The sequence below is a fragment of the Gemmiger formicilis genome, assembly GCF_018784445.1.
Taxonomy (GTDB): Bacteria; Bacillota; Clostridia; order Oscillospirales; family Ruminococcaceae; genus Gemmiger.
In genome coordinates this window covers 1-13,629 of the sequence record NZ_WQOH01000052.1, presented here as the reverse complement: position 1 = coordinate 13,629, position 13,629 = coordinate 1, and the positions used below count along the sequence as shown (strand labels likewise).

12 protein-coding genes are annotated in these 13,629 nt (G+C 55.9%); 7 read left to right on the top strand and 5 right to left on the bottom strand.

Annotation, left to right across the window (positions count from 1 at the left end):
• Positions 1–13 precede the first annotated feature (13 nt).
• The 5 genes from GPK89_RS12590 to GPK89_RS12570 all read left to right on the top strand — a co-directional run bounded on the left by GPK89_RS12590 (position 14) and on the right by GPK89_RS12570 (position 8,135).
• Positions 14–271 carry a DUF4315 family protein gene (locus tag GPK89_RS12590; RefSeq protein ID WP_003509287.1) on the top strand — a complete coding sequence of 86 codons (258 nt, stop codon included), beginning with the start codon at positions 14–16 and terminating at the stop codon, positions 269–271.
• The gene (locus GPK89_RS12585) at positions 258–1,022 is read left to right on the top strand and encodes a DUF4366 domain-containing protein (protein WP_215693598.1); all 765 of its coding nucleotides are present in this window, start codon (positions 258–260) and stop codon (positions 1,020–1,022) included. Before GPK89_RS12590 ends, GPK89_RS12585 begins: the two co-directional genes overlap by 14 nt.
• On the top strand, positions 1,019–3,109 hold the full coding sequence (locus GPK89_RS12580; protein ID WP_215693596.1) for a DNA topoisomerase 3: 2,091 nt from the start codon (positions 1,019–1,021) through the stop codon (positions 3,107–3,109). The genes GPK89_RS12585 and GPK89_RS12580 overlap by 4 nt, the downstream gene beginning before the upstream one ends.
• A gap of 157 nt (positions 3,110–3,266) precedes the next feature.
• Positions 3,267–7,931 (top strand): LPD25 domain-containing protein, encoded by a 4,665-nt coding sequence (locus GPK89_RS12575; RefSeq protein ID WP_215693594.1) that lies wholly within the window; start codon positions 3,267–3,269, stop codon positions 7,929–7,931.
• 3 nt (positions 7,932–7,934) lie between these two features.
• A complete protein-coding gene (locus GPK89_RS12570; RefSeq protein WP_215693593.1) occupies positions 7,935–8,135 on the top strand; it encodes a transposon-transfer assisting family protein in 201 nt (66 codons plus the stop codon).
• Between the two features lie 70 nt (positions 8,136–8,205).
• Here the strand turns inward: GPK89_RS12570 and GPK89_RS12565 are convergent, their stop codons facing one another.
• From GPK89_RS12565 to GPK89_RS12545, 5 genes are all read right to left on the bottom strand, one after another.
• Positions 8,206–8,625: a nuclear transport factor 2 family protein gene (locus GPK89_RS12565; RefSeq protein WP_215693591.1), complete on the bottom strand. Its 420-nt coding sequence runs from the start codon at positions 8,623–8,625 to the stop codon at positions 8,206–8,208.
• Between the two features lie 224 nt (positions 8,626–8,849).
• Entirely contained in the window at positions 8,850–9,221 is a 372-nt protein-coding gene (locus tag GPK89_RS12560) for a cysteine-rich VLP domain-containing protein (RefSeq protein ID WP_215693589.1), read from the bottom strand.
• Positions 9,218–10,570 (bottom strand): relaxase/mobilization nuclease domain-containing protein, encoded by a 1,353-nt coding sequence (locus GPK89_RS12555; RefSeq protein WP_215693587.1) that lies wholly within the window; start codon positions 10,568–10,570, stop codon positions 9,218–9,220. Before GPK89_RS12555 ends, GPK89_RS12560 begins: the two co-directional genes overlap by 4 nt.
• The gene (locus tag GPK89_RS12550) at positions 10,531–10,860 is read right to left on the bottom strand and encodes a plasmid mobilization protein (protein ID WP_215693585.1); all 330 of its coding nucleotides are present in this window, start codon (positions 10,858–10,860) and stop codon (positions 10,531–10,533) included. The genes GPK89_RS12555 and GPK89_RS12550 overlap by 40 nt, the downstream gene beginning before the upstream one ends.
• A gap of 228 nt (positions 10,861–11,088) precedes the next feature.
• Complete coding sequence (locus GPK89_RS12545; protein WP_215693583.1) at positions 11,089–11,457, bottom strand: helix-turn-helix domain-containing protein; 369 nt, start codon at positions 11,455–11,457, stop codon at positions 11,089–11,091.
• 220 nt (positions 11,458–11,677) lie between these two features.
• Between GPK89_RS12545 and GPK89_RS12540 the strand changes: the two genes are divergently transcribed.
• Positions 11,678–12,370, top strand: a complete 693-nt coding sequence (locus GPK89_RS12540; RefSeq protein WP_215693581.1) for a response regulator transcription factor — start codon at positions 11,678–11,680, stop codon at positions 12,368–12,370.
• Positions 12,367–13,398, top strand: coding sequence for a sensor histidine kinase (locus tag GPK89_RS12535; RefSeq protein ID WP_215693579.1), 1,032 nt, complete (start codon positions 12,367–12,369; stop codon positions 13,396–13,398). The genes GPK89_RS12540 and GPK89_RS12535 overlap by 4 nt, the downstream gene beginning before the upstream one ends.
• The last annotated feature ends 231 nt before the right edge of the window (positions 13,399–13,629 follow it).

The following is a 13,629-nucleotide window of genomic DNA, read 5'->3' as shown; positions in this document are numbered from 1 at the left end:
GGAGTTTTTGACTATGGCAATGAACAAATTGGAACGCATTGAAAAGGATATTGAGAAAACCAAGGGCAAGATCGCGGAGCTGCAAAAGCAGCTTCGGGAGCTGGAAGCGGCCAAGACCGAACAGGAAAACTTGCAGATCGTCCAGCTTGTGCGCGGCCTCAACATGACCCCGCAGGAGTTCGCCGCCTTTGTGCGCGGCGGTGCGTTGCAGGCGGCCCCGGCCCCGATCCCGGACTTTGAACAGGAGGACAGCGCCCATGAAGAAATCTAAACTGTTCCGCACCTTGACGCTGGCCGTGGCCGCTGCGCTCTGCATGGCGACCACGACCGTTACCGCCTACGCCGGGGGCGCTGACCCTGACCCTGTGCCGCTGCCGGAAACCACCGAGGCCCCCGCAGAAGTGCCGGAGGAAACCGAAGAACCCACCACCGGCGGCATGGAGCCGGAGGGCGTACCCGTTACCCCGCAGGGCAACGCTACGCTGGTGGATGATTTTTTCGGGGATAAACAGCTTATCACCGTTACCACCAAGGCCGGGAATTATTTTTACATCCTGATCGACCGGGCTAACGAGGATAAGGAAACGGCGGTGCATTTTCTCAACCAAGTGGACGACGCCGACCTGCAAGCCTTGTTGGAGGGCGGGAAAAAAGAGCCGGAGGTCTGCACCTGTACGGCCAAATGTCAAGCCGGGGCCGTCAATACGGCCTGCCCGGTCTGTAAAAACAACCTGACCGCCTGCAACGGGCCGGAGCCGAAGCCCCCCCAGCCGGAGGAAGAAAAGCCGCAGGAGGAAAAGCCAAGCGGCATGGGCGGCCTTGTGGTGTTCTTTGTGATAGTGCTGCTGGGCGGCGGCGCAGCCCTCTACTTCCTGAAATTCAAAAAGGAAAAAGCTGACACCACAGGAAATGACGATCTGGCCGAGTATGACTTTGGAGAGGACGAGGACGACGAGGACGAAGCCCCGGAGCCGGACGAGGATATGACAGACGAAGATGGAAATAAGGAGGACGAAGTATGAGCTATCAGTTAGTAATTGCAGAGAAACCAAGCGTAGCCCGCAGCATTGCGGGTGTGATCGGCGCGGACAAGAAACAGGACGGTTATATGGAGGGGAACGGCTATCTGGTGAGCTGGTGTATCGGCCACCTTGTTTCCCTTGCCGACGCTGGGACTTATGACGAGCGTTTCAAAAAATGGCGCTATGACGACCTGCCGATTCTGCCGCAGGAATGGCAGTACATCATTCCCGACGATAAGAAAAAGCAGTTTGACACCCTGCGTTCTTTGATGGAGCGCCCCGATGTCACCGGCCTTGTGTGCGCCACCGACGCCGGGCGCGAGGGGGAATTGATTTTCCGTTTCGTCTACCAGATGGCGGGCTGCAAGAAACCGTTTCAGCGCCTTTGGATTTCCAGCATGGAGGATGCGGCCATTAAAGACGGCTTTGCCCACCTGAAACCGGGAGCCGATTATGATAACCTGTATCAGTCGGCCCTTTGCCGGGCGCAGGCGGATTGGCTGGTGGGGATCAACGCGACCCGGCTGTTCTCCATCCTCTACCACAAGACCCTGACCGTGGGCCGTGTCCAGACGCCGACCCTGAAAATGCTGGTTGACCGGGAGGCCAAGATCAGCAGCTTTCAGAAAGAGAAATACCACATCGTCCAGATCGCGGCGGGCGGCATGGAGGCGGCCAGTGAACGCATGGGAAACGCTGCCGACGCCAAGGCCCTGAAAGCCGCCTGTGAAACGGCGCAGGCCGTTTGTGTGTCAGTGACACGGGAGAAAAAGACGGAGCAGCCGCCCCGCCTCTATGACCTCACCACCTTGCAGCGGGAGGCAAACCGCCTGTTTGGATTTACCGCCAAGCAGACCCTTGACTATGCCCAGCAGCTTTACGAAAAGAAGCTGCTGACCTATCCCCGCACCGACAGCCAGTATTTGACCGATGATATGCTGCCAACGGCGGAAAACCTTGTGTCCGGTCTGTGGCCGCTGCTTCCCTTTGTGGCGGGGCTTGACCTGTCCTCGCAGTTTGGCCGGGTGCTGAACAGCAAAAAGGTGAGCGACCACCACGCCATTGTCCCGACAATGGAATTTGTGCAGAAAGGCTTTGACGGGCTGACCGAGGGCGAAAAGAAACTGCTGTCCCTTGTGTGCTGCAAGCTGCTGTGCGCCGTGGCCGCGCCCCATGTGTACGAAGCTGTCACCGCTACATTCACCTGTGCCGGGAACACCTTTACCGCCAAGGGAAAGACCATCCTGACCCCCGGCTGGAAAGAGCTTGACCGCCGCTTTAAGGCGTCGTTCAAAACAGACGCCGACGACACCGCCCCGGAGCCTGCGCAGGAACTTCCCAAAATTACCGAGGGACAGACCTTTGACAAGGTAACTGCCGCCGTCACCGAACATTTCACAACACCGCCAAAATCCTACACGGAAGATACCCTGCTTTCCGCTATGGAGCGCGCCGGTGCGGACGATCTGCCGGAGGACGCCGAGCGGCAGGGATTGGGAACCCCGGCCACCCGCGCCTCCATCTTAGAAAAGCTGGTGCAGATGGGCTTTGTGGAGCGCAGGGGCAAACAGCTACTTCCCACCAAGGACGGCCATAACCTTGCCTGTGTGCTGCCGGAGGCGCTGACCTCTCCCCAGCTTACGGCACAGTGGGAAACGGAGCTGACGGCCATTGCCAAGGGGCAGGCCGACCCGGAGGGCTTCATGGCTGGCATTGCAGAAATGACAAGGGGCCTGATCGCAAACTACTCCCAGATCAGCGAGGACGCGCAGAAGTTGTTTCAGACCGAGCGTGTGGTTATCGGCAAATGTCCGCGCTGCGGGGAAAGCGTCTACGAGGGCAAAAAGAACTACTACTGCGGAAACCGAAGCTGCCAGTTTGTCATGTGGAAGAATGACCGATTTTTTGAGGAACGGGGCAAGGCGTTCACCCCGAAGATCGCCGCCGCGCTCCTTAAAGATGGAAAAGCAAAGGTAAAGGGCCTGCGCTCCATGAAAACCGGCAAGACCTATGACGGGACGGTGCTTTTGGCCGATACCGGCGGCAAGTATGTAAACTACCGCGTGGAACAGAGGGGCAAGAACTAAAAACAGCAAGAACTAAAAACAGCAAGCATAGGGAGTGTAGCCACACTCCCGGCAAAATCCCTGACCCGGCGCACCTGCCGGGCCGGGGATTTTCTCTTTGGGGAAGCCCCAAACCCCTTGTATCAGATCACCACCATAGAAAGGATGTGAACCCCAAATGTCTTACAGCTCCTACGACCATGACGATTTAGAACCGGCCAGCACTATGCGGATCGAGCGCCGGATTTACTTTGAAAGCGGCAAGGCCGATCTTTCCGAAGCGGTAAAGCTGCCCCTTGCAGAGCTTCTTTCCCTGCGGGCGGAAAGCGCCGCCGCAGAACAGGAAGTGTTTGACCGCCTGAAAGAACAGGCCGCCGCATGGGAGGAACAGGCTGGAAGAACCCTGTTTCTGGATAAAGCTCTTGAATATGCCCGGACGCTTCCCGTCACCCACACCGCAAACCAGTGGGAGGCCCCGGACGAATACCGCCATATCCGCAGCAACATGGTTTACCAGATGGATTATTCCATTTCCGAGAACACCCGGTACGACAGCGCCGCCCAAAAATCCGTTCCCTACTCGTGGACGCTCCGCTGGAGCCTCCGCACCAACGCGCCGGGCAGCTACCGGCAGGCCAAGATCGCCGGACAGGATCGGAAAGTCTTTGCCAGCCGGGAAGAACTGGACAAGTACCTGAATGGCCGGATCAAAGCCCACGACCATTACTTTACCGAAATTTCCCCGGCCATCCCCAAGGAATACGCCGACTGTTTTAAGGTCAATGGCTGCCTGCTCCCCGGCTATACCATCGAGGGGGAGGAACCGGCAAAAGCCGCAGCACTTCCCGCGCAGGAAGAAACCGCGCAGCCGCAGCAGACCACAGCCAACCCGGAAAGGAGGGAACCCGTGAACGAAGTATTTTCCATTTTTCTTGATAGCCGCGCCGAGGCGCAGACCGGCGGGCCGCATGGGTACTGGCTTTCCTTGCCGACTACCGCCGAACAGGTGCAGGAAGCCCTAAAGGAAATCCATATCACCGCCGACAACCAGCAGGACTTGTTTATTGACGGCTTTTCTGCCCCGGAGGGAAAACCGCTGGAACTGCCGGAGGATTTGATAAAAGCCGCCAGCGTGGACGAACTGAACTTCCTTGCTGCCCAGCTTCAAAGGCTGGACGCCGTGGAGCTTGCGGAGCTGAACGCCGCCATGCAGTCCCCGGCGAAAATGCAGACCATCGGGCAGCTTTTGGACTACGCCGAAAACACCGATTGTTTTGTCTTAATCAACGCCAAGGACAACCGCAGTCTGGGGGAATATTATCTGAATGATTCCGGGCTGTTTGTCGTTCCCGACCCGTGGAAACCGGCCATTGACACCGACCGGCTGGGGAGCTTTATCGCCAACGAGGAACAGGGAACCTTTACCGATTACGGTTATATCCTGCGAACCAGCGACGAATGGCAGCGCGTCCATGAGGGACAGCCGGTGCCGGAACCATACCGGGTGATGGCCTATCCCGCGCCGGAAATTCTGCGGGAGGAAAGCAAGGTGCAGCCGGAGGCGGCAGCGCCTACAAAGGCCCCGCAGCCTGTCACCCCCATTCTCTTAAACGGCCAGAACAGCGCCGAGCGCATGAAAGAGATCACCGACCGGCTGGAAACCGGCATACAGGAGCTTTTCGAGAGTGAACGCTACAAAGCCTATCTCACCACCATGTCCAAGTTCCACAGTTACAGCTTCAACAACACCCTCCTGATCGCCATGCAGGGCGGACAGCTTGTGGCGGGCTACAACAAGTGGCGGGACGATTTTCACCGCAATGTAAAGAAAGGCGAAAAGGCCATCAAGATACTGGCCCCGGCCCCGTTCAAGGCGAAAAAGGAAGTGCAAAAGCTGGACGCACAGGGCAGGCCGGTGATGGGTAAGGACGGAAAGCCTGTTACCGAAGTACAGGAAATACAGGTTCCGGCCTTTAAGATCGTTTCCGTCTTTGATGTGAGCCAGACCGAGGGGGAACCGCTGCCCTCTATCGGCGTGGAAGAACTGACCGGCAGCGTGGAACGCTACGGGGAATTTTTCAAGGCGCTGGAACAGACCTCCCCGGTTCCCATTGGTTTTGAGGATATTCCGGGCGGTTCCCACGGCTACTACCACCTGACGGAAAAGCGGATCGCCATTCAGGAGGGCATGAGCGAATTACAGACCCTAAAGACGGCCATCCATGAGATCGCCCATTCCAAGCTCCACGCCATCGACCCGGAAGCCCCGGCCATTGAGCAGGCCGACCGCCCCGACAGCCGCACCCGCGAGGTGCAGGCCGAAAGCGTGGCCTATGCCGTCTGCCAGCACTACGGGCTGGACACCTCCGACTATTCCTTTGGCTATGTGGCCGGTTGGAGTTCCGGCAAGGACTTGAAAGAGCTGAAAGCCTCCCTTGAAACCATCCGGGCCACCGCCCATGAACTGATTACCACCATTGACGGCCACCTTGCCCAGCTTCAGAAAGAACGGCAGGCCCAGCAGGAGCAGCCGCAGGCCGCGCCGATGGAACAGGCCGCCGAGCAGCCAGACCCGGACAGCGTATTTTCCAAGCTGCCCCCGGAGCAACAGCAGGAAATGACCGACAGCGTAAAGGCCATGCTGCAAACCCTCATTGACGCGGATTTGAAATCCACCGGCGAAGTGTCGCAGGAAACCAAGGAGGCGGCGCAGGCACAGGGCTTTACCATTGCCGGGGACGGAACGCTGGAACAGGCAGAAGCCCCGCAGGAGGCCGCCTACCGTCTGGAAAGCAGCGATTACCTGTATATCCAGACATCGGAAACCGGCTATGATTACACGCTGTACGGCCCCGACTACAAGGAACTGGACGGAGGCCAGCTTGACAATCCCGACCTGTCCCTTGCGGAAGCCGGAAAAGAAATCCTTGCCATCCATGAGCGACCGGCTGGGACGATGGAACCCCTGACCGGCGACGGGCTGGATGATTTTCTGGAAGCAACCGAACAGGCCAACGCCATTCCCCAGCCGCAGGCGTGGAACGGGATCGACGGCCTTTTGAATGGAAAGCCGTTCATTCCGGAGGCGTCCCCGGCTGACCGAGCCGCCGCCCTGATTGAGCTGGCGGAGAAAAACGCCCCGCGTTTGGGCAGCGAGGAACGGCAGTTGATCGTGGCCTATGCCGAATCCGTGGGCGATACCGACAAGGTGATCGGGCTTATCAACCGCCTGTGCGAACAGGGCTACGAGCTGCAAAAGGGCCAGATGGATTCCTTTGTGAAAAGCGAGATCGAAAGTGAGATTGCCGTTGCCAACGCCCAGCGGCAGATCGCACAGAATCCGGCAGCGGAGCCGGTTGTCACGATCCTTTGGAGTGAAAGCCCCCATTTGAAAGACGGCCAGCAAATGCCGCTGCATGAAGCTGAGGCCGTTTTCAAGGAGCTGGACAGCGCCAGACGCCATGACCGGGAGCAGCCGGGCTATACGGGCCATTGGTACGACAAGACCAAGTTCCGCATTGACTTTACCATGCAGGGCCAGCCGGACAGCTACGAGGGGCGGCAGGACTTTGGCGACGGGGACGGTTCCCTGATCCAGCATATCCGGGGCTATCACGAATACTACGCGCAGGATGAAAGCTGGAAAAACCATGTGCTGCACCATGAGGGGCCGGAGGCATGGGAGGCGGACAAGGCCCAGCGGGATATGCTGCTGCATGAGTTCATCCCGTATATGGAGCTGCATTGCAATCTGGCCGCTATGGAGCAGGAGGCCCGGCGTCCGCTGCGATCCGGGGAAACCCTGACGCCGGAACAGACCGCTTATTTCAATGCGGTTTTGGACTATGTAAAGGAGTGCCGCCCGCTTCTCAATCAAGGCCAGTACCATTTGCCGGAGCCGCCGCAGCTTGCCGACTTCGACCAGAGTTTGCAGGACTACAAAAAACAGATCGAGGCAGAGCTGGAACAGGAGGCCGCCGCTGCCGGGCTGACGGTGGAGGAATATGTTGCCTCTGATTATGAGGCCCCGGCGCAGCCCAACTTTTCCATCTACCAAGTGCCGCCCGGCCCGGAGGGGCGCGACTTCCGCTACCGTTCCTATGAGGACTTGCAGGCAGATGGGCTTTCGGTGGACAGGAAGAATTACCAGCTTGTCTACACCGCGCCGCTGGACAAGGACACCACACTGGACGAGATTTACCGCCGCTTCAATATAGAACATCCCGCCGATTACAAGGGACATTCCCTCTCTACGGGGGATATTGTGGTGTTCCGGCAGGATGGGAAACAGACCGCCTATTATGTGGACGAGGGGGCCGACTACCGGCAGGTGCCGGAGTTCTTCGCCCAGCCGGAAAAGCAGCTCACGCCGGACGAGTGCATGACCGGCGAACAAATCCAGACGCCGAGAGGCCGTTTCTATCTGACCGACAGGAGCCGGGAACAGATGGAGGCCGCCGGGTATGGATTCCACCACCAGTCGGAGGACGGAAGGTATCTCATTATGGCAAACGGCACAAGGGCCTTTGCCATCCCCGCCCAGCCAGAAAGTCATATCAAGACGGCGGAAATGTCCACCGAACAGAACTACAACATGATCGACGGCATGATGAACAACGCCCCGTCTATGGAGGAACTGGAAGCAAGGGCAAAAGCCGGGGAACAGATTTCCCTTTTGGATGTGGCCGAGGCAGCCAAGGCGGAGGCCAAAAAGCCCAAGCAGACCCGAAAGACGACGCAGAAACAAAAGAAACCGTCCATCCGGGCGCAGCTTGCCGCCGCCAAGGAGGAACAGAAAAAGAAGCCCCCGGCGCGGGAAAAATCAAAAGAAATGGAGGTATGAGGAATGTATTTCACCGTGGAAGAAGAAAACCTGATCTGTCTGTATCACAACACCGACCGCCGCAGGACGGCGGCAAATCTCCGGGCAGCTTTGCCGGACATGGACAGGGAAATGGCGGCGCTGGCCTGCCAGACCGCCGATAAGCTGGACGCCATGAGTGACGCCGACTTTGCGGCGCAGCGGTTCCACTTCACAGACGAATAAGCAAAACGCCGGGCGCGGGGGCTGTCAAAGCCTCTGCGTCCGGCATTTCTTTTTTTGCAACAAAGCATAATCAAAACCAGCTTGCCTTTTCATTTCTAAACTGGGGCGTATCACTATGCTCATAGGGATTATAATGATTCAGATTGCACCCAAATTCTTTTAATGACTTAATTTTGTTCTCGTCTGTCCACTCAATCAAAGAGATTCCGTCAAATTCTTCTATGCTCCCATTGTCCATTTCGTTTTTGAAATACCACTCAACGATTGTCTGATTTTCCTTGTGGAAGAATTGTTTAATTTCCCAAGTAACGACTTTGCCACGGGTATTCCATTCCTGAAACCAGTGCTTCACAGTTTTTCGATTGCAATATTGGGGACTCCAACTTTCTGTATATAGAACATCCTCTGTAAAAATTTCATCTATTCCAAAATCCTGTTGCTCCAACCACATATCAAACCAACGCTGGATAATCTTTTCTCTTTCATTCATGGATAATCACCCCGATCTCGTTTATTTACTCGAATTATAGCACTGCACAAAATCAGTGTCCATGCCAAAATTCAGCCGGGACAAAGAACTGAAAAGTTATCTTTGTCCCGGCGCTTCTTTTTTGTCCATTTTCCCGCATTTAGAACCCTGTTTTCGGGAGAACAGGATAACTTTATCCACCTGCCTGCCGACCATGCGGAAAAACCCTTGATTTCCGTGGACTTTTACCGCCCTAAATGCGTAGACAGGAGGTATCTTTTCCGCTGGCGTTCCGCCTCTTTCTTCCGGCGTACCTGCACCGCACAATCCGGGCAGTATTTGGCCCGGTTGGAGTTGGGCGTAAACGCCGCCCCGCAGACGGCGCAGCGTTTGATTTCGCCCCGGCCTTTGGTGATCTCGGCGCACAGGGCAGCGTCCAGCGGCAGGACGGCCACCTTGAACCACCGGCACAGCAGCGAATAGGAAATACTCTGCACACAGACACATTCCTCCCCATCGTCCAGCAGGAGGCAGTTTCCGTTACAGTAGTTGCAGCACTCATGGGTGAGCCTGCGGGCCTTGCGGTATTGGGGGTAACTCATTCTCGTTATGTTCATCGTTCCTGCGTATGCTCCTTTCCCGGCGCTGTCCGCAAAATGCTGTCTACATTCTGTTTGACAATGCCGTATTCTTTCAATTTCTGTTTCGCTTCGCTGTACTGTGCGGACAGCCGTTCCCGTTCTATGTCCAGTTTTTTATACTCGGTTTTGAGGGCGTACAGGTTGGGGAGCTTTGCGATCCCGGCCTCTTTGAGCGCCTTTGCCGACGCCTCATACAAGATCAGTTGGCTTTCATGCTGCCGCCGGAACGCGGCCTTGTCTTTGGCGTTTCGCAGTTCCAGTGCCACAGGCCGGAGCTGCTTGTAGGCGGAGAGGTTTTTTATCAGCAGCGCCATATCCCCAAGGCGGCGTTCCGCGTCTTTCAGGGCGGAGGCCGCCGCGTCGTTTGCAGCGCTGATCTCGGCCAGCCTGCTTTCCAAGCCCTCGTAGCTGTCGATCTGGTGTTCTGTGATGAAGTTTAAGGAATTGGCGGCCTGCTTCAAGTTGTGCAGCTTCGCCCACCGCGCATAGCCCGCCGACTGCTGGGCTTTGATACTGTCCTCCAAGGCGATCCGCAGGGAGATTTCCCCGGTGCTTCTTCTGCGCGGCCCCCGGTCGATGGCAATGCCCTTGATCCGCTGGGCGATCCGTTCCTCGGTGTAATCCTCCCCCAAGGTCTTGCAGCGGGTGAAGCGTTCCTGCCCGGGACGGAGGCCGTCTGCCAGCGCGCGGAATGAAATAAACTTGCCCTGTTTGACTTCATAGCCCTGCGCCTCCATGAGCCGCAGAAAACCGTCAAAGTCTTTGGCCTGCGGAATGGCCGCGTCGATAGCAATTTTCAGTTTTGCTTTCCAGCTCTTGCCCTTTTTCTGTGCGTCCCACTCGGCATAGGTCTTGCCCTTGTCCTTGCCGGGCTTTACCACAGACAGGCCGTGTTCCTTGCACAGCCGGTCGCTGGTGCGCCGGATAAAGGCGTAGCTCTGGCGGTTGGAAATGTACTTGCGCTGGTTCGCCATATCCACGGCGCAGAAAATGATGTGGTTATGCAGGTGGCCCTTGTCGATGTGGGTGGTTATCACATAGGGGTATTTACCTTGCAGCACTTCATCGGCAAGCCGCCGCCCGATCTCATGGGCCTGCTCTGCTGTGGTTTCCCCCGGTTCAAAGGCTTGTATCAGGTGGTGGGCCAGATTGTTGCCCTTTTGGTACGCCTGATCTAACAGCATTTGAAATTCAATATCCGCCGTTTCATAGGAACAGCCATAGGAAGAAACGAACAGCTTTTCATCGGTCTTGTCCGGGTTCTCGATGTAGTCCAGCGCCTTTTTCAGCGTTGACTTGATAGGATGGATCTTTGTAACTGCCATATCTGTGCCAGCGCCCCCTTGATGTCCTCCAAGTCCTGCGCGTACACAGTCCCGGTACTGTTGATACGCCTTGCAATCTGGTTGATGTTGACGCCGATCTTTTGCAGCTCTGCGGTCTGCGCCCGGACGGGGCCGGTGTCGATGTGGACAATATAGCCGTCAATCAGCATTTTCCGGGCGTAGGCAGAAAAGTTCTTTGTGCCAAGCTGGGCCATCTTCTGCTGGATCAGCACCCGTTCCTCCGGCGTCACCGGGACGCGCAGCACAAACTTCCGTTTTCGGTTTGCCACTTTCTCACCTCCATTCATTCAGGGGTTTGGGGACTTCCCCAAGATACAAACGGGAAGCCGTTTGCCGGGAGTGTGGCTACACTCCCTATGCTTGCTGTCTTTGTTCTTCTTCCCTTAAAAAGCGTTCTGACCCCAAGGAAATACCCGCAAAATCCCGGTTTTTCCGAAAACCGTACAAAAAAAGAGAGGGCGCAGATTGCGTCCTCCCAAAAACAAAACAGAGGGTTGTCATGCACCCTCCGTTTCGTCATTCTTCTGTTGAATTTGAATGGCCCCGTCAATCGCGCCCTCGATGATCGGCAGAAATTCTTCCGGGCAGAGTTTCAGCTTGTGGCTGACCCGCTGCCGCTGTGCGCTTTCCTCCCGCATGACCTCCGGGTTAAAATACCGTTCCACGGGAAGCCCGCAGATTTTGATAAGCTGTATGATAACCGGCAGGCTGGGAATCGTGCCGTCATTTTCGATGTTGGCAAGATAGCGCCAGTCGATATTGACCTGTTCCGCCAGCGTCTTACGCGATAACTGCTTGACTTTCCGCGCCTCTTTTACATCCGCACCGAAAGTTTCAAAGCCGGGACAATCTTTGATATTTGCCATATAGCACCACCCATCTACATTGTATATTTCATATTTTCTCAATGGAATGTTGCTATATGCAGGAAGATTAAACTTTATAATTCATATTTTCTGCCTTGTACGGAAAAGCGGGCTATCCTATAATAAAGGAGAAGCACTTTTTTGAAAAAATCTGTCCGCTGTAACATTTCGCGGACATTTGCCTGTTATACTATCTGCAAAAAGCAAAGGAAGTGAGGATATGAAGCAGATTTTAATTGTCGAGGACGACAGTTTTTTGAATAAGATGTTGGCCTATAACCTGACCGCAGACGGCTACGGCGTGACTTCTGCCCTAAATGCCAGAACCGCAGCCGAAGCCATCCGCCAGCGGGAATTTAATTTAGTGCTGCTGGACATCAACCTGCCGGACGGGAACGGTTTTGAACTGTGCAAGCTGATAAAGCCCCAGCACCCGGATACCATCGTGATTTTCCTGACCGCCAACGATCAGGAGAGCGACCAGATACGGGGCTATGAGGTGGGCGCGGTGGATTACATCACAAAGCCCTTTGTGATCGGGGCCTTGCAGCGGAAAATCAAAGCCATGTTCGCCATGCTGGAACACCACAAACCGGCTAAGGACATTTACGACGACGGGCGGCTGTTTCTGGACTTCTCGGAGCAGACGGCTTCCCTAAACGGCAAGCCCCTGACCCTATCCCCGATGGAGTACAAAATGCTGAACCTGTTCCGCAAAAATCCCCGGCAAGTGCTGACCCGTGGGCATCTTTTGGAAAGGCTGTGGGATATAGACGAGCGGTTTGTAGACGAACACACCCTGACAACCTCCATCAGCCGGATTCGCAGCAAGATTGAATCCGACGGCGGCGCACCCTACATCAAGACCGTTTACGGCATGGGCTATCAATGGACGGGAGGTGAGGCAAAATGAAGTTTCAAAATCTCTCGGTAAAGCGGCTGTTTAGCCGGGTGGCAATGGGGCTTGCCCTCTCCATGTCCGGGATCACCATAGCCCTGTTTCTTGTGACAAAACAGATTGCGGTGCTGCTGACAGGCGGGACGCTGCTGCTGTGCGCCCTTGTGGGGATTTTTGTACTGACGCAGGCGTTTGGAAAGCGGCTGTCGCAGTTTACCGCTGACCTGTGCCAGACCTTAGACCACATGATCGCCGGGAATGAAGCGCCCCAGCGGCCAGAGGACAGCGAAACCCAGCTTGCCAGAATCGGACACCGGCTGGCAAGGCTTTACCAGATCATGCAGGAGAACCGCCGCCGGGTGGACGAGGAACGGCAGGAGTTACAGACCCTTGTATCGGATATTTCCCATCAGGTGAAAACGCCGGTAAGCAATCTGAAAATGGCGACGGACACCCTGCTGGAAAAGCCCATGACCGAGGCGGAGCGCACCGACTTTATCCGGGGAATCCGCAGCCAGACGGATAAGCTGGACTTTCTCTTTCAGGCCCTTGTGAAAACCTCACGGCTGGAAACGGGCGTGATCCAGTTGGATAAGAAACCGGGTCGCCTCTTTGATACCGTGGCGCAGGCCATGAGTGGGATTGTGTATGCGGCGGAGAAAAAGGAAATCGCTGTGTCCGTGGACTGCCCGGAGGATTTGACCGTTTTCCATGACAGCAAGTGGACATCCGAGGCCCTCTTTAATCTGCTGGACAATGCGGTGAAGTACACCCCGGCAGGCGGAAAAATCGCTGTGTCGGTGGTGCTGTGGGAAATGTATGTGGAGATCAAAGTAACCGACACCGGCAAGGGCATTTCCGAAAGCAATCAGGCCACTATCTTCCGGCGCTTCTATCGTGAGGAAGAAGTACACGAACAGCAGGGCGTGGGGATTGGCCTGTATCTGGCCCGCGAGATCGTAACGCGGCAGGGCGGCTATATCAAAGTGGTTTCGGAACCGGGCAAGGGGTCGGAATTTTCCATTATGCTACCGACAAAATAGAACGCGGCGGACGGCCATTTCCGGCTGCCCGCCGTAAATTTTTTTGAAATGTCCGAGCGTTGTAACATTTCACCTCGATTTTCAATGAAATTTTTTGGCCGCTGTAACATTTCGCGGACATTTAGGTTTTACAATACCCTTATCAAATATGGAGACTAACTATTAAAAGTCAAGCCCCAAAATGAAAAAATCCGCCAACCGACCGCGGCCCCTGACAAACAGCATTCAAAT